This is a genomic window from Aliiglaciecola sp. SL4, assembly GCF_041538045.1.
In the GTDB taxonomy this organism is placed as follows: Bacteria; Pseudomonadota; Gammaproteobacteria; order Enterobacterales; family Alteromonadaceae; genus Aliiglaciecola.
The window spans coordinates 219,684-236,540 of sequence record NZ_JBGOSE010000005.1; the positions used below are offsets into that span (position 1 = coordinate 219,684).

The 16,857-nt window shown below is 37.1% G+C and carries 16 protein-coding genes; 15 read left to right on the forward strand and 1 reads right to left on the reverse strand.

Translation table 11 applies throughout. From position 1 onward, the window contains the following. Nucleotides 1-235 precede the first annotated feature (235 nt). Nucleotides 236-682: a transposase gene (locus tag AB6T38_RS09600; RefSeq protein WP_372547109.1), complete on the forward strand. Its 447-nt coding sequence runs from the start codon at nt 236-238 to the stop codon at nt 680-682. A gap of 98 nt (nt 683-780) precedes the next feature. After that, entirely contained in the window at nt 781-945 is a 165-nt protein-coding gene (locus AB6T38_RS09605) for a hypothetical protein (protein WP_372547110.1), read from the forward strand. Between the two features lie 8 nt (nt 946-953). Here AB6T38_RS09605 and AB6T38_RS09610 read toward each other — a convergent pair whose 3' ends face one another. Then, entirely contained in the window at nt 954-2,807 is a 1,854-nt protein-coding gene (locus AB6T38_RS09610) for an asparagine synthase-related protein (RefSeq protein WP_372547111.1), read from the reverse strand. Nucleotides 2,808-3,116: 309 nt separating this feature from the next. Between AB6T38_RS09610 and AB6T38_RS09615 the strand changes: the two genes are divergently transcribed. From AB6T38_RS09615 to gmd, 13 genes are all read left to right on the forward strand, one after another. Then, a complete protein-coding gene (locus tag AB6T38_RS09615) occupies nt 3,117-3,788 on the forward strand; it encodes a PEP-CTERM sorting domain-containing protein (protein ID WP_372547112.1) in 672 nt (223 codons plus the stop codon). A 31-nt stretch (nt 3,789-3,819) separates the two neighbouring features. Continuing rightward, entirely contained in the window at nt 3,820-3,981 is a 162-nt protein-coding gene (locus tag AB6T38_RS09620; protein ID WP_372547113.1) for a lasso RiPP family leader peptide-containing protein, read from the forward strand. A gap of 67 nt (nt 3,982-4,048) precedes the next feature. Beyond that, a complete protein-coding gene (locus AB6T38_RS09625) occupies nt 4,049-5,140 on the forward strand; it encodes a hypothetical protein (RefSeq protein WP_372547114.1) in 1,092 nt (363 codons plus the stop codon). Between the two features lie 20 nt (nt 5,141-5,160). Then, complete coding sequence (locus AB6T38_RS09630; RefSeq protein WP_372547115.1) at nt 5,161-6,564, forward strand: undecaprenyl-phosphate glucose phosphotransferase; 1,404 nt, start codon at nt 5,161-5,163, stop codon at nt 6,562-6,564. 107 nt (nt 6,565-6,671) lie between these two features. Next, nucleotides 6,672-8,081 (forward strand): oligosaccharide flippase family protein, encoded by a 1,410-nt coding sequence (locus AB6T38_RS09635; RefSeq protein ID WP_372547116.1) that lies wholly within the window; start codon nt 6,672-6,674, stop codon nt 8,079-8,081. After that, a complete protein-coding gene (locus tag AB6T38_RS09640; RefSeq protein ID WP_372547117.1) occupies nt 8,065-8,859 on the forward strand; it encodes a hypothetical protein in 795 nt (264 codons plus the stop codon). The genes AB6T38_RS09635 and AB6T38_RS09640 overlap by 17 nt, the downstream gene beginning before the upstream one ends. A gap of 7 nt (nt 8,860-8,866) precedes the next feature. Then, nucleotides 8,867-10,177, forward strand: coding sequence for a hypothetical protein (locus AB6T38_RS09645; RefSeq protein WP_372547118.1), 1,311 nt, complete (start codon nt 8,867-8,869; stop codon nt 10,175-10,177). After that, nucleotides 10,158-11,156, forward strand: coding sequence for a hypothetical protein (locus AB6T38_RS09650; RefSeq protein ID WP_372547119.1), 999 nt, complete (start codon nt 10,158-10,160; stop codon nt 11,154-11,156). The genes AB6T38_RS09645 and AB6T38_RS09650 overlap by 20 nt, the downstream gene beginning before the upstream one ends. A gap of 136 nt (nt 11,157-11,292) precedes the next feature. Further along, on the forward strand, nt 11,293-12,363 hold the full coding sequence (locus AB6T38_RS09655; protein ID WP_372547120.1) for a glycosyltransferase: 1,071 nt from the start codon (nt 11,293-11,295) through the stop codon (nt 12,361-12,363). Beyond that, nucleotides 12,360-13,448: a glycosyltransferase family 4 protein gene (locus tag AB6T38_RS09660; RefSeq protein WP_372547121.1), complete on the forward strand. Its 1,089-nt coding sequence runs from the start codon at nt 12,360-12,362 to the stop codon at nt 13,446-13,448. The genes AB6T38_RS09655 and AB6T38_RS09660 overlap by 4 nt, the downstream gene beginning before the upstream one ends. Further along, a complete protein-coding gene (locus AB6T38_RS09665; protein WP_372547122.1) occupies nt 13,445-14,011 on the forward strand; it encodes a putative colanic acid biosynthesis acetyltransferase in 567 nt (188 codons plus the stop codon). Before AB6T38_RS09660 ends, AB6T38_RS09665 begins: the two co-directional genes overlap by 4 nt. A gap of 445 nt (nt 14,012-14,456) precedes the next feature. Then, nucleotides 14,457-15,704 carry a WcaI family glycosyltransferase gene (locus AB6T38_RS09670; protein ID WP_372547123.1) on the forward strand — a complete coding sequence of 416 codons (1,248 nt, stop codon included), beginning with the start codon at nt 14,457-14,459 and terminating at the stop codon, nt 15,702-15,704. After that, on the forward strand, nt 15,701-16,822 hold the full coding sequence (gene gmd / locus AB6T38_RS09675; RefSeq protein ID WP_372547124.1) for a GDP-mannose 4,6-dehydratase: 1,122 nt from the start codon (nt 15,701-15,703) through the stop codon (nt 16,820-16,822). The genes AB6T38_RS09670 and gmd overlap by 4 nt, the downstream gene beginning before the upstream one ends. The last annotated feature ends 35 nt before the right edge of the window (nt 16,823-16,857 follow it).

A 16,857-nucleotide genomic window follows, 5' to 3' on the forward strand; every position in this document is an offset into this window, starting at 1 on the left:
ATTCCATGGCCTAAAGGCCATGCTACAGGGCGGGTGCTTTAGCCCCGCGAAAGAGCGCGGTAGGGTGTGAACGATTGTGGTGTATTCAATACATTCATCCATGGCCTAAAGGCCATGTTACAGGGTAAACGCATAAAACACCCTATGGCCTAAATGCCTCGTCACAACTATTTCTGTACCCTGGGTTTTGCCGATTTAATCTAAACTAAAAATTTGCCATTCAAAGGATTGAACAATGGGCAAAACCTTAACTAAGGGACGGCGTTCCATAACGGGACAGGTGTATTTAATAACCGCTTGCACCAAACACCGTGAACCGATATTTACCAACTTCAACCTTGCCAGAATTGTGGTTACCGCAATGAAAAAATCACAACAAAGAGGTCATTTGCTGTTCGTAAGTTGGGTGATAATGCCAGACCACGTTCATTTTTTGATGTCTTTAAAAGGTGATTCGAATCTGAGCGATGTGATTGGATATATCAAAGGCACAACGTCCTATCAAATTTGCGAACGGTTAAACCGTAAGGGCGGCATATGGCAAGCAGGGTTTCACGACCACGCCATACGCAAAGAGGAAAATATAATTGAGGCCGCACGATATATTGTCGCCAATCCGTTGCGAGCAGGGATTGTTAAAAGCCTAAAGCAATATCCCCATTGGGATTCCATATACCTGTAGGCGGGTGCTTTAGCCCCGCGCAAACATATGACATTCCATGGCCTAAAGGCCATGCTACAGGGCGGGTGCTTTAGCCCCGCGAAGGACCGCGATAGGGCGTGAACGATTGGGATGTATTCCAAATATTTATCCATGGCCTAAAGGCCATGCTACAGGCGGGTGCTTTAGCCCCGCGCAAACATATGACATTCCATGGCCTAAAGGCCATGCTACAGGACGGATGGTTTAGCCCCGCGAAAGACATACAACATCCCATGGCCTAAAGGCCATGCTACAGCATGTGGGTTTGGTACCAGGATTGGGTTAAAATTGCGTACAACAAATCTACGTTTAACGAGCCATTTGGGGAATTGACTACTTTATCGAAACTGGCCAACAAGGTTTGGTTATCTACCAACCCTAAATCTTGTAATCCTGGATGGCTTAATAGGGCTCGCAGCTCAGTTTTGTTTTCACGTACCAGATTCGCAAAATGCTGGTCGAATACGGTTTTATTTTGATCCCAACACACGCTTTCTGGCAAATGGCTATCCATGGCTTTACGCATTAAAAGTTTTGGATATTGCCCTTGAATATGTAATTTCTGCGGCACAGCAAAACTAAACTCCGCTAACTGCTTGTTGAAAAACGGATGATGCACGTCGATGCCTAAGGGATCGCAAACATGCTGATACGAACGCATACTATTAAATGTCGACGTATTAAATAACCCTTCGTAGCGCGCCCGCTTAGCCCACTGTTTACTGTGAGCAAAAGGATTATGTTTCACCACCGACTTCAACATCTCCTGTTGTTTGGGTCCCAACCACAGGGGAAAGTGCTCGGCATCCACCGGTTGCTTACCCAACATGGTCAACAACGATTGCGGCAATATAGGCTTCACCAACACTTGCAGCATGATCTTCAACGGAGACATTCCTAACTGTTTAGCGGAATCGAATACTTCTTTAATCACCCCCAAATCACCACTGGCCAGCCTATCTCGATAAGCAAAACTGTGGCCCCAACACATTTCGTCACCGCCGTTACCCGTAAATAAATCATGTCCACCCAACTGCTGGATCATTTCCGCCTCTTGTTGATACTTAGGCGATGCCACCACACCAGGGTTTTGTATCTGTGTTGGGTATAACTGAGCAAAAGAAAGGTTATTAAATTGGTCAAGCTCAACAAAATGACTATGTTGAAGCTGCAAAAACTCCCGCATAGCATCAATTTTATCTATCTCGTCACAACTCTCGGTATTTCGGTAGGTATGAGAAATAGAATGCAATTCGAAGCGAGAGGGATCTGCTTCTAAACCATTTTGGTTAATCAATGAATTTAAGATAGAAGTAATAGAGGTTGAATCCATGCCTCCACTCATCTGGCTAAAAATAGGTCCAGCGTTATTAGCTGATGAACTAGGTGGCAATGCCCCAGCCACACTTTGTGTTAAGACATCGTAGAACGCCTGCTGATATTCCATCTCATTGGCTAAAATTAAAGAATTGTCCTTATCTATGTCCCAAAAACGCTCTATCGTTAACTGCTTATTAGCAGATAAACACGCACTGTGAGCAAACGGCAATTGATCAATATTACTAAACATCGATCGATTAGGATCCGGGCGTCCTGCCAACCATTGCAAAATAGAAATTTTATCCACTTCGGGTGTGATCAGCGTTTTCATCATCTGCAAATCAGTGGTAACTAAAAAGCAATCCTCTAACCAGCCGTAAAACAGTGTTCGTGGATTAAAAGCAGAACTACTGAAGCGTAATTCAGCGACATCGGGATGCCAGGAAATAAGGGTAAAATCACCGTCGAGCTGGCTAATGGTTTTCGAATAGTTGTTATCGATCAATTCCCAAAGATCGCGATCTTTTAGTGCATCACTGCACGGCCTCGGTGCATTTTCTAAACAATATCTGCCTGTACTCACTGCACTAACCGGTGTCGAAGTGTCAGGTTTCAACACATTCTGTCCACTACCGACTTCGCCTAGGAAAACAGTACTCAACCCCTCGGGTTTATAATTATAACTATCTGAATTTAAACGATTATATTTATTTTTGTAATAGTCCTCAATCACCTTAAAATAGTGAGGCGCGTTAGAACCAAATAGAGCAAACAGTGAGTTCATATAATATTTAGACCTAAATAAAGCTTTCGAACACCGGTAAATTAAGGGTACCATATGCCAAATGTCACGCTACTGTAACAACAAATGGGTTTATAACCTTTTGTTTACATTAAGTTTTTTTTGTCAGTAATTTTTACAGATCATTTTTGAGTTAACAATGCATTAACATGCTAAATTATTAACTATCTGATTTTTATGGATAAATTATTTCTGGAATAGCTTTTGCAGTTGATTTCATAGTAGTAATAGCATTATTTGCATATTCACAGAATTTAAAGTTCATTGTTCGAACTATACAAGGAGCATCACATGATTAAGAAAATAATTGCAGGTTTGTCACTATTGGGAATGAGTCTTAGCGCTCAATCAGCCATTATTATCGATGAGTCAAATATCACTGGTGCTGACATGGCGGGCCTAGAAGTCACAGCTTTTTTTGAAGGTGGTTCTACTGAAACGGCTATTTGGTCTGCTTTCCCTGATGTGATTTTAGGCACTGGCGACCCAATTGCAGATGCAGAAGGTTTCTCAGGTGGCGTATACGGTACAGGTTGGTCGTTAACCCAGCAAGGTTTCAGTAGTGGTAATGCCAATTCAGCAGGCGATGTTTTAGGTGCGTGGACGTTATCAAACGAATCAGCGTCTAGCGGTATATTTGCTTTTGTTGTCAGTGGTATGGATAGCCTCATTGCATTCGATATCGACTCTGACAATATCGACACACCTTATTCTGGTGTAGGTGTTGGTTTTGCATCAGCAACTGCAGTAGACGATATAATCTATGCTGACCAAGTGAATTCAGAATATGACGATTTGTTCTTCACTTTAGCGGTATTGTTTGATACAGCTCCCCTCGTCGCTGGCGAAGAGCTTAAGTTTGTTGCTGATACTGAAACTTTAAAAGTTCCAGAGCCAGCAACTACAGCAATGATCCTTACCGGTCTATTGTTTGGTGCAGCACGTTTACGTGCTAGAAAATAATTTAAGATTTAAATAATTAGGGAGACACGTCATGAACAATGTAAATGTGAACGATAAAGTTAGTGGCAAGAAGCCCTACATTAAACCAGAATTAACTAACCCTGGTAACCTTGCTGAATTAACTCAAGGTTACGCGGGAAGTATTCCTGATGAGCAAGGCGGACACACTAAACGTAATCCTTTTACAGGTTAATCGTTAGTCTGCTAAAGCTACTACCTTAGATTCAAATCATGGATTGAACAGAGGCATTAGTCACACAATGCAAGATAAGTATTATTCAACGCCGCTTCATGGCGTTGAATGTTTTTTACCTGATGCTACTTGCAATGGTAACAAGACTAACACCTCTGAATTGGCTGTTGAACTCGCATTTGATGCTATTAGCATTGAGGCTAATCAACAACCTATATGGACATTAAAAGATCAAGGATTGAGATACCTCTCTGAGCTAACTCTCTACCCCTACTTGTGTTCCCCATTTGATTCTGAAGTTAATAATGAACTTGTAACTGTGCAAACTCAGGGAATAACTGAAAACCCTAAACCGAATAAATTGTCGTCATCAAGTTACATACTTAATGTTGATTGCGAAGGTAAAGGGCGCTTTTTAATTGAGCCGAATAAAATAACCATTGATTGGGATGAAGGTACATCGTCTTCCCATTATTTCCAAACCCTAGCATTAGCCTTGTGGTTGGAAACTCAACATGTACCTTGTATCCATGCAAATGCACTAAAACACGGGGAAAAAACCTTTGCATTAGTGGCAAATAGCGGCACCGGAAAATCAACGTTAAGTGCAACGTTAAAACAAGGTGGATGTGAATGGTTAACTGATGATATGATCGCGATGCATCAAATTGGTGCGCATGATACGTCCCGCAGTGCACCAAAAGTTTACCCTAGCTGGCCTATTGCTCGCATGTGGCCAGACTCGGTGGAAAATGCACTCGGTAAAGAAGTATCAGAACTGAAAAAAGTGCATAATCGTTTTGAAAAGCGCTTAATTGAAATGCCCGAATTAAGCGAGGAAAGTAAAAATTCTTCAGAACTTTCAGTCATATATATTCTTAATAGAACTGTAATAGATAACCCCGATAATACCCAGGCTTGTAAAATTGAAACTATCAATTCAAGTCAGGCATTAATCTTGCTGTTACAAAACAGTATATTGGGTAATGCCTACTCGGCATTGAAGCTAGAAAGCGACAGAATACGCCAACTGTCCACTTTGGTTCAAACCACCAAAGTAAAAAAAATCACTTACTCTAGTGGTAAGGAAAATTTGGATTTCGTACGTAAGGCTATTTTTGAAGACTTGGATAACCTCCAACCTCATTCAACTTCTTAAAAAGTAAGGGAACTAGATAAATGAACATGCAAAGAGGTATGGTTAAAAACAATACCAACAAGTTTGCAGCGGCTTATCGACTTGTTGATGTAGTAGTCATTCAGTTTGCTCTATTCTGCGCGGTATTGGCCTATGGCTTAAATTATTCAAAAGATTATTTTACTCTATCTCTTATCGGCTCGGTGAGTTTTGCCTTAGTTGCCGAATCTTTTGCTTTATATCGTTCTTGGCGTGCCGGCTTTTTTAAACAAATCGTATTTTACACTTTTCTGTGTTGGTCGTGTGCCTGCTTGTTGATTCTTGCCTATCTGTTTTTCTTTAAAATAGCCGAAGATTACTCACGTTTTGCTTTAGCTATTTGGTTCACTATGGCCTTTATGGCTTTAGTGGGCTGGCGCATTATGTTTCAGTTGTTCCTGCACAATATGCGCCGTAAAGGTTACAACACCCGCAGCATTGCCATTTTTGGTTTGTCTGAAAAAGGCATACGTTTAGCTAACGAAGTGATGAAAAGTCCTGAAACCGGTTATCGTTTATCTGCAGTATTTGATGATCGTGCCCCAGATCGCTTAGATGACGATTACCACTACTTGCTTCACGGTAACGTAGAAAAAGGTATTGACTGTGCTAAGCGAGGATTATACGACGTTATCTATATTGCCTTACCCATTAAAGCTCAGCATCGCATACAAGAAATGCTCTATCAATTAGGGGATACCACAGCTAACGTACACGTTGTCCCTGATTTATTTATGTATTGCCTAATGCACGGTGAAATGTCTCATGTAGGTGGCGTACAAACCATCAGCGTGTACGACAACCCTATGCAAGGTGGTATCGCAATAGTTAAACGCTTAGAAGATATTTTACTCTCCACCGCTATTCTTAGCCTAATAGCCATTCCAATGTTAGCAATAGCAGCGGCGGTAAAACTCACTTCCAAAGGGCCAATTATTTTTAAGCAAGACCGTTATGGCCTAAACGGTAAAAAAATCAAGGTATGGAAGTTCCGCTCTATGACGGTAACGGAAAACTCCGACAATGTGGTTCAAGCTAAAAAAGGTGACAGCCGCATTACCAAAGTTGGTTCATTTTTACGCAGAACATCACTAGACGAATTACCGCAATTTATTAATGTGCTAAAAGGCGACATGTCGGTAATTGGCCCACGCCCCCACGCGGTAAAACACAATGAAGAATACCGCAAACTCGTAGACTACTACATGCTCCGCCACAAAGTAAAACCTGGCATAACTGGCTGGGCACAAGTTAACGGTTGGCGCGGTGAAACTGACACAGTAGATAAAATGAAAATGCGCATCGAATACGATCTGGAATACATTCGTAACTGGTCACTATGGATGGATTTTAAAATTGTCATTTTTACCGTGTTCCGCAGTTTTAATGACAAGAATGCGTATTAAAAGTGTATTTTAATTCAGTTTATTAAGCACTTCACATACAAGTGTTCCAAAATAATTAAACTCGAGACTTAACCTTTAGAGTCAAGTTTTAGCTAAAACGAGAAGTAATGAAACTAAAATTAGAGTCATCTTCACCATTTTGGGTGTTAGCAAATTACTCAGTTTCTAAATCATTAATGGCAGCTAAGTTTTTCATGGCAGCTAGCTTTTTAGGACCTGAACTTATGGGAGTCGCGGGTTTACTTTTAATAATTTATGCAATCTCTGAAGCACTTACTGAATTTGGTTTAATTCATGCGATTATTCAGTCTGACAAAGAGCCTTTGAATGTAGATTTAGATAGCGTTTGGTGGTCTCTTTCCTTGCGTGGAGCGTGCTTAGCATTTTTTCTTATTATCTTTGGGTACTTGTACCCAATAGATGAAAAATATAGTTGTAGTTTTATCGTGTCTGCAATACTAATTGGTTTTTCGGCTCTATCTAAATCAATGTATAGTCCAAATTTCTATAAGGCTCAAAGAAGACGTTCTTTTAACAAAATATTCGCTCATGGTGTTGTTGGAGGGTTAACCGATATCTGTTTCACCGTTTACTTTCTAATTTCTTCTTTTGAAGTAATTAGCCTTTTTATAGGATTATTTTCTTCTGAATTAATTAAATTACTATCTTCGTATTTTCTTTTTGGCGATGATACTAGGGCAATTGCTAGAATTAAAAGCCCTGTTTTTAACATCAAAAAATATGTTCATTTTAGCAAATGGATTTGGTTGGGTAATTGTAACAATTTAATTTTAAATCAATCTGACAAACTATTAACTGGCACACTACTAGGTGTTCAACAGTTGGGGTTATACCAGATGAGCAATAGAGTCGCTCAACTTTGTATTTCTGATGTATCAATGGCTTTTGGGCAATATCTGTTCCCAACTTTTTCGCGATTGAATAGTAAGCCTAAAAGTGAGCTTTATACGTACTTCTCGAGAAGTATTTGTTTAATGATGCTTTTTGCCTTTGGAAGTGCTACAAGTTTGGTGTTTTTTGCTAATTTACTTCCTGTAATACTAGGGCAAGAATGGCAAGGAAGTGTCTTACTCTTACAGATTTTATCAATTAGCATGTCAATTGGTGCATTAATCTCAGTTCTAGTAGCTTTTTTAAGAGCGATAGGTCATCCGAAATTTGTTACGATTGCCTCATTTTTTCAATTAATTGTCTTTTTACCTTCCATGTCAATTTTGGGTTATCTATATGGGATTATTGGCATTGCGGTAAGTACGATTATCAGTACTGCAACGTGTTTACTTACTTTATTTTATCTTTCACCTGTACCCACTTATGAAACATTTAGGGCATTTCGCTTATATTTTAAACCAGTATTAGGTTACAGTTTGGTTTATTCAGTTATTTATCTATTTAAAGAAAGTATTACGGCAATAGTTTTGGGAATTATAAATTTAGGTGTTCTTGCTTTGTGTACCTTTATAATAGAGAAAAAGAAAAATGAAAGTACTTATTAATTTTGCAGATAAAAAATTCTTAAATAAGCAGCGGCAAAACTCTTTATCTGCTAAGTGGTTTGGTGGGTTTGACAAGGTAATTGAGTATTCGCCTACCGATATAGAAAAAGAATTTTTGGATTCTAACAAAAAGATTTTTGAGCAAGGAAGAGGGTTCGGTTATTGGCTCTGGAAACCTTATTTTATTCAAAAAGCTTTGGAACAAGTAAATGACGGCGACTACATTTTTTATTGTGACTCAGGGTCTGTTTTTATCAATAGTATTGATTATTTAATTGCTGAAATGAAAGAATCAAATCAAGATGTTATGCTTTTTGAAACACCATTAATTGAGTTTGAATGGACAAATCACTATGTATTCGAGAAACTAAATGCAACTTCCGACAAATACCGATTGACAAATCAGATACTCGCAACTTTTATTTTAATAAAAAAATCTCAACAATCCGTTCAGTTCATAAATAAATATTTAGAATTATGTTGTGATGAATTGCTTCTGACTGATATATACACTAAAAAAGATAAATGTAATATAGATCACAGGCATGATCAGTCGATTCTGAGTGTTTTAGCAAAGAAATTAGGAATAATACCTTCAAAAGATCCGTCCGATTATGGGAAGTTTCCGCAGCGTTACCTGTCTACGAATAGATTGTTCAGGATAAATAAAAGTGACGATAGCTACCCAGTAGTCATTCTTTCAAATAGAAAGCAAAATTACTTAATCTATGGGATTAAATATTTCTTACGTTGTTTGATTTCTAAACGTAACTATTGAGCTTCACATGTATAAAATAGAAAAATTTTTCATATATTTATATCTAATACCATTCGCTTTAGATTTTAAAGGAGCAGAGGAAGGAGGATCTAATATTCAATTTCTTTTGCTAGGAGTAGTATTGCTCTCTGGTGCTTTTCTTCTATTTCATTTTGTTAAACTAAAATCAACTAGAAGGTTGCCAAAAAGTATTGCTATTATAATATTTTTGTGGTGGGGGTTTTTGATTAGTTCGGTTTTTACTGCTGTTTTCAATGAAGTTCCCATGGGTAATTATATAAGGATTATACTACCTTATTTTCTAACTGGCCTTAGTATACTTATTGTATTACAAATGTATTTAAAAGGTAGGGATTTAGGCTTTTTACTCACACCAATTCTGTGGACAGTTTGTATATCCGTAGTGTGGACTGCCCTCTATGCAATATTTATATTGAAAATTCCCATTGCAACTATGCGCTATCAAATATTAAGCCCTTTACTCATCACCTTAATTGGATATGCTATAGCGCAAATTATAGAGATGAAAAAGGTGTCTAAGTTTACTATTACTATACTTTCAGTTTGTACGGTATTAATAGTGCTAAGCGTTACTAGATCGACTCTAGTATCGATTGCTTTCATGATTTTATTTGTAATTATAGCAGCACCACTTAATGAAAGATTGCAGCTTTTCAAGAAGTTCATTTTAACGTTAAAACCGTTAATCTTAGTCTTAGTTATCTCAATACCGGCGATTTCGATATTTAGAGAAAATTCATTTAATGAGTGGAGAGAGCGATTATTTACACAGCGAGAATCTTTAGGGGTAGATGTAACTACGGTTACTCGCTTGGCTGAATATAGTGGGCAATTAGACTTATTATTTGAAACAAATGCTACTGCATTGCTAGGAAGAGGTGTTGGTTCTGTTTACGTTTGGGATAGTGACTACTTTAATACTATTTCGATGGTTATAGATATCAACCTTTTAAGTCATCAAACATATTGGGCCAATGGCCACTCTTTATGGGTCTATTCTCTCTATAGTGGTGGATTGTTGTTTGGTTGGTTGGTTCCTTTTTGTGCATTATATTCTCTAGTTTTAAGCTTTAAAAATATAAGAAAAAAATTTACATTTGGTCATTTGGAAAACAGTACAACAATAGTGTTTTTTTGCCTTATCAATGTTGCAATATTTAGTGCTACATTTACAGCAAATCCTCTAGGTGTGAGGCTTGTTGGAGTGATATATGGTTTAGGGATTGGACTTTCTATATTGTATTTTCAACAAACAAAGGAAATTTTAAGAGTTAAAGATGCGAACCAAAAATACTGAAATTAAGAATAAGAAAAATTTTATTTTTTACTCTAAATATGAATCCGGGCATCGGAGAGAATACATTGAATATACAGGATCCTATTTGGGTGGAATTCGGGGTAGTCTATGGAAAGGTTGTTTTAGCGTTAAACCATTTCTGTTCTTGATGCTAGAAGAGTCACCGATTTTATTTTTCTTGATATCAAATTTAAGGTCAATATTAAAACTAAAAACTGTAGGTTTGGTGTTTAGAGCTAAAGAATGCTTAATTTCAAAAAGTGTTAAACATAAAATTAAGAAAAGGCTACTTACGTATCTAAAATCAAGCAAATATATTACTACTTACTCTATTGTTCCTTTTTATGTATGTGAGCAAATAAAAGAAGTTTGTGATGATTGGGTTTATGATTTTCAATTTTATGATTTAGAATATTTACTGTCTTTAGGTAATTGTAATCAAAAGGAAAAATTTAGTAGAAAGCTTTCAGAAAACGCGAAAAATCGACAAATAATTTGTGCAATTGGAAAGCAAGATTGCCAAAAAGGTTTCGATACCTTTATGTTCAATTACATAAATTGTAAGGAGTTAAGGGAAAAGTACTTATTTATTTCTGGCGGTAAAATAGATAGGAAGTCTATAGATTCGAAATTAATAAGGCAGTTTGAACTGGCTGGCGGTATAGTATTTGACCGTAGAGTGACAGATTCAGAATTAATAAGCATGTATGAAGTCTCAAATTATGTTTGGGCTTGTTATTCTCCAGAATACGACCAATCTTCAGGTATTTTAGGGCGAGCCCTGCAATTCAAAAAGAAAGTTATAGTTCGGAAAGGGTCTGTTTCGGAGCAAATTTGTGAGAATTTGAATGCCAACTACATAGCACTACCTGAAAATTCCGATATTTTATTAAGTAAATTGGAAACGATAAACAGTACAACTAAACCACTAAACTTCCTGAACCCAAGAAATCAAAAATTAATCGACAATTTAATGTAAATTTTAAAAAATAAAAAGCTATAAAGGAAAGAGTGTACCGTTGAGTTGAACTGTATCAACACTCTAAAAGTATGAACAAAGAAATGAATGTTTTCAGCCATATATTAGATGAATGTTTAGGTAGAAGGAATTTTAGGTGAAAGCAAAAGGTGACTTGAATAAAATCTTAGTTGTACAAGAAATATTACCATCTTACAGAGTTCCCATTTTTAACGAATTGGCACGATTAAACAATGGTTCTGTAACTGTTCTCTCTTCAAAAACAGATTTGAGTTTTGGGAAAAATAACCCAAATAATATGCAGTTTAAACATGTCGAAACAGAGTGGAAAAAATTTCTATTCAAGTTTAAGTTTTCTAGCACTGTATTTTACGAACGTTCGAAATGTGACATTGTACTCCATGTGGCAGACTTTAAATTTATTAGCTTATGGCTGATGCTAATAGTGAACGTATTCTCCCCCAAAAGATTGTTTATGCACGGTCAAGGCGGGTATAAAAATAATAGTATTCTATCTAGTTTGATTTACAGTGTTACTATTGCCTTATCAAATGGGTATATTTGCTATACTGATTACTCAAGAAACGCACTTCTAAAAAAATTACCTTCAATCCTCCATAAAAAAGTTACAGTTTGCGAAAATACTCTATCAGTATCCCCAGTGAGTTCAATTAATGATTTTAATACAAAATCCATTTTTTATATCGGTAGAATTAGGAGTGGGTGTAACTTGGAGTTTTTGCTTGAAGCTACTCGTCTCGCTAAATTACGAATAGAACTAATAGGTGCAGTAAATGACGAGTATAGACGTAAACTCGAGTTAAAATATCAAGGTGTCGTTAAGTTTCATGGAGCTGTTTTTACAGAAGAAAGGCAAAAGGAAATTGCTAAGGGGTGTATCGCTGGAGTTTATGGGGGAGATGCAGGTTTAAGTGTAGTTCACTATATGTCTTTAGGCCTACCGGTAATCGTTCATGGACAAATTTCCAAACATATGGGCCCTGAACCAAGTTATGTTGAAAATGAAGTTAATGGGTTGATTTTTGAAAGAGGGAATTTAAATTCTTTAGTTGAAAAAATGAATATGGTTGCTAACGATAAAAGACTTAATATTCGACTAGCAAACGCAGCATTAAAGACATTTAATAATCTAAGTAGACCAAGTATGGCGGAAAAATTTGACCGTATTATAAGTGAAAGCAAATGATTTTTTTAGTAGATTTACCTAAACCAGTACATGGAATGTCAAACGTCAATTTAGCAATGCTTAATTATGCTAAGAAACAAAACTTAGCGCCAAAAGTAATCAATACAGTCCCTTCGTATGCTGCGCATATATTTCCAAGTCGTGGATGGAAAGTTGTTAAATCGTTGCATACTATATATTGCTTAATTGAGCTTTTTATTATTTTGACATTTTCAAAAAAACGTTCCATCTATAGAGCAATAAATGGGGGGGCAGGTAAGTATTTTGATATTCTATATCTTAAATTGGGGAAGTTATTTAATTGTAAATTTTATATTCATCATCACTCTTTTAATTATTTGAATGATTTTGATGAAAGTTTTGAAAAGCTTAATAAGTTAATCGGAAAAGATGCTAGACACTTTGTTTTGGGGCAAAAAATGGCCGATTTACTAAGTAAGCTTTACAATATCTCACCCAATCAAATATCGATTGTTTCAAATCTTACTTTTTTTCAAAAAGAATCAATCCAAAACAAACAATTAGAAGCAAATAAAAGGCTTGTTATTGGACATTTGGCTAATTTATGTGCAGAAAAAGGTATCAAAGAATTCATTAATATATGCGAAGAGTTAACACATAGAAATGTGGATTTTATAGCCAAAATTGCCGGTCCTTTTGCCGATGAATTAAGTCAGGTGATAGTTAATTCTGCTTGTGAAAAATATAATAATATTAGCTATTTAGGGCCGCTATACGAGGAGAGTAAAGTGAAGTTTTACCAATCGTTAGATTGCTTTATTTTTCCATCCCATTACAAAAATGAAGCAGAGCCTCTTGTTCTTTATGAGGCAGCAGCATCTGGTGCTTTCATCATGGGAAGTGAGAGAGGGTGTATGCGTGATTCAATATCGAAATTACAAGGTTATTCCTGCAGCGAAAACGAGAATCTGGTTTGTAAGTTTTCTGACGAAATTGTTAAAAGAATGAAAGAGTCAGGTTTCTCTTTGAGCATAAAGCATGATAGAAAGTTAACTTTTGAACAGTTACAAGTTAAAGCAGAAAGTAACCTAGTAAATATATTTCAAGAATTAACAAAAATATGAACTATCAAAATCTAAATAAATTCAAAATCCCTGAAAATTTTAGAGGGAAAAATGCAATTACAGTACAACTATGGTGGATTATACAATCCACTCTTTTTGCATGTTCTCCCCAATTTATGTATGGATGGCGTAATTTTTTGCTTCGAGCATTTGGTGCAAAAATTGGAAAAGGTGTGATCATTAGACCAAGTGTTAAAATTACTTATCCTTGGAAATTAACTATCGGGGATTATGCCTGGGTTGGTGATGAAGCAGAGCTTTATACACTAGGCGAAATTACAATTGGTAATAATGCTGTGGTTTCGCAAAAGTGCTATCTCTGTACAGGTTCCCATGACTTTGAGGTAGAAACCTTTGATATCTACGCTAAACCTATAGTGATTGAGCCCGAAGTTTGGTTAGCAACGGATGTATTTGTTGCTCCTGGGATAACTATTAGTGAAGGGGCATTAGTTGGTGCCCGAAGCTCAGTTTTTGAAGATATGCCAAGGGGAATGATTTGCTTAGGTTATCCAGCAAAACCAGTTAAAAAGAGACAAGTAAGGAACACGCTAAATAGCTAATTAACGTGTTATGGAAAGCTATAAAAAGAAAGTTGAAATCACCATTTTAGAGCAATATAGTGATTATCAACTAAATTGAACATTTGTGGTGCAATTGTTGGCTTAATCGCCTTTTAATGAGACAATATTCAATTAACTTAAAAGTCATATTATCCCTACGTAAGTTTTACTTAAGCTGTAATTAATGATTCTTGGTTTCTCTTCTAATTCCCAATGATTCTTGGAATTGGAAGCGTTATTTTGTGTTGAAAAATGTAAACTCAGGTAATCAAGTTACATTAAATTTATAAATTTAAAATGAATGAAATAATATAATAGTAAATTTTAGTTTGCTGGTAAGAGACTTGCATAGTGGTTTCTAAATAGCACAATAAGAAAAACATTAGGCGTGGAGTTGCCGTGAGTTTGCTAGGAAAATTAATAGGGATATAGCTTGAAGCTGCTTTTGAAAAGTTTAAATTATGCCCCCGAGTTAACCGGAATTGGCAAATACAACGGTGAAATGTGTGAAGCGTTTGCAGAACGAGGCATAGGTGTAACCGCAGTTGTGGCGCCGCCCTATTATCCTGAATGGAAAATTCATGATGGTTACCGTAAGTTTCTATACCAAACCGAAACTAAAAATGAAGTAGAACTCATTCGATGCCCTTTATATGTCCCTAAGAAAGTCACAACCATTAAACGCCTGCTGCATTTAGCGACTTTTGCTTTTAGCTCAGGTTTGGCCCTTTTTAGTCGTCTTTTTAAAAAGCCGGACGTGATTATTTTGGTTCAACCTACTTTATTCTGTGCGCCTTTAACGTTGTTGTATGCCAAATTAACAGGGACTAAAACCGTCTTACATATTCAAGATTATGAAGTGGATGCTATCTTTGGACTTGGATTAATGGGAGAGGGGAAAGCAGCCAGTGTAGCTAAAAAAATAGAACGTTGGTTGATGGCTGGGTTTGATGCAATCTCTACCATTTCTTTTAGTATGATAGAGAACGCTAAAAGCAAAGGTGTACCTGAAGATAAGTTGATTCATTTTCCTAATTGGTCGGATACATCTTTTGTGACTCCTGAAACTGATGGCTCTGCATTGCGTGAAGAGTGGGGATTTAGCAAAGAAGATAAAGTTTTTCTCTATGCTGGTAATTTAGGTGCTAAACAAGGTTTAGAAATCGTATTAGAAGCTGCTGGGCGTTTAAAAGATCACCCTCACATCAAATTTGTATTTGTTGGGGCTGGTGCCAATGTTGATAGCCTCAAACAATTAGCTTTACAACAAAACTTAAGCAATGTGTATTTTAAACCGCTACAACCATGGGAACTTGTTCCACAAATGCTGGCAATGGCTGATATTCATTTGGTCATTCAGAAAAAAGGCGCAGCTGATGCGGTTTTACCGTCAAAATTAACCAATATTCTGTCTGCTGGTGGGCATGCTATTGTCACCGCGGAAGAACATACAGAGTTGGGGCGCATTGAGCAGCAACAACCTGGGATCTATGAGTGTATTGAACCTGAAAGTGCTGATACACTTGTAGCATCAATCGAAAGCGCTATTCAAAAAGATACGAATAAGCCCAATAAGGTGGCGCGTCAGTTTGCGTTATCTTATTTAGATAAAAATACCATCATTGATAATTTTTTAAATAAACTAGTAAAAATAACGGAATCAAATTCGGATTTTGTAAGGGAAATAAAATGACAAAAAAAGTCGCATTAGTAACTGGGGTTACAGGTCAAGACGGTTCTTACCTGGCTGAGTTCTTATTAGAAAAAGGTTATGAAGTTCACGGTATTAAACGTCGTGCTTCATTGTTTAATACTCAGCGTGTAGATCACATTTATGAAGATCCACATGTTGAAAATGCTAACTTTAAGTTACATTACGGCGACTTATCTGATTCGTCTAACTTAATCCGTATCATGCGTGAAGTTGAACCTGATGAAGTCTACAACTTAGGCGCACAGTCTCACGTTGCGGTTTCTTTTGAAGCTCCAGAATATACTGCAGATGTAGATGCTTTAGGTACCTTACGTCTGTTAGAAGCCATTCGCTTCTTAGGGTTAGAAAAGAAAACTAAATTTTACCAAGCCTCTACTTCAGAGCTTTACGGTGAAGTACAAGAAATTCCACAAAAAGAAACCACACCATTCCACCCGCGTTCGCCTTATGCCGTGGCTAAAATGTACGCTTACTGGATAGCAGTAAACTACCGTGAATCTTATGGCATTTACGCGTGTAACGGTATTTTGTTCAACCATGAGTCTCCGCGCCGTGGTGAAACCTTTGTAACCCGTAAAATTACTCGTGCTATTGCCAATATTGCCCAAGGTTTAGAAAAGTGTTTGTTCCTAGGGAATATGGATGCATTACGTGATTGGGGTCATGCAAAAGACTACGTTCGTATGCAATGGATGATGTTGCAACAAGACAAGCCTGAAGATTTTGTTATTGCTACCGGTAAACAAATTTCAGTACGTGAATTCGTGCGTATGTCTGCAGCAGAAGCAGGTATTACCCTTGAATTTAGCGGTGAAGGCGTAGATGAAGTTGCTACAGTAACAGCCGTTAGTGGTGATGATGCGCCAGGCGTTAGCGTTGGTGATGTAATTGTTAAGGTTGACCCTCGTTATTTCCGTCCTGCAGAAGTAGAAACCTTGTTAGGCGACCCTTCAAAAGCCAAAGAAAAGCTTGGCTGGGTACCAGAGATCACAGTAGAAGAAATGTGTGCTGAAATGGTTCGCAGTGATTTGGATAAAGCTAAGCAACATGCCTTGTTGAAAGAACATGGTTATTCACTTTCTGTATCTAGAGAGTAGTAAACTAAGGTGATAAGGGGGCGAAATCATGAGTA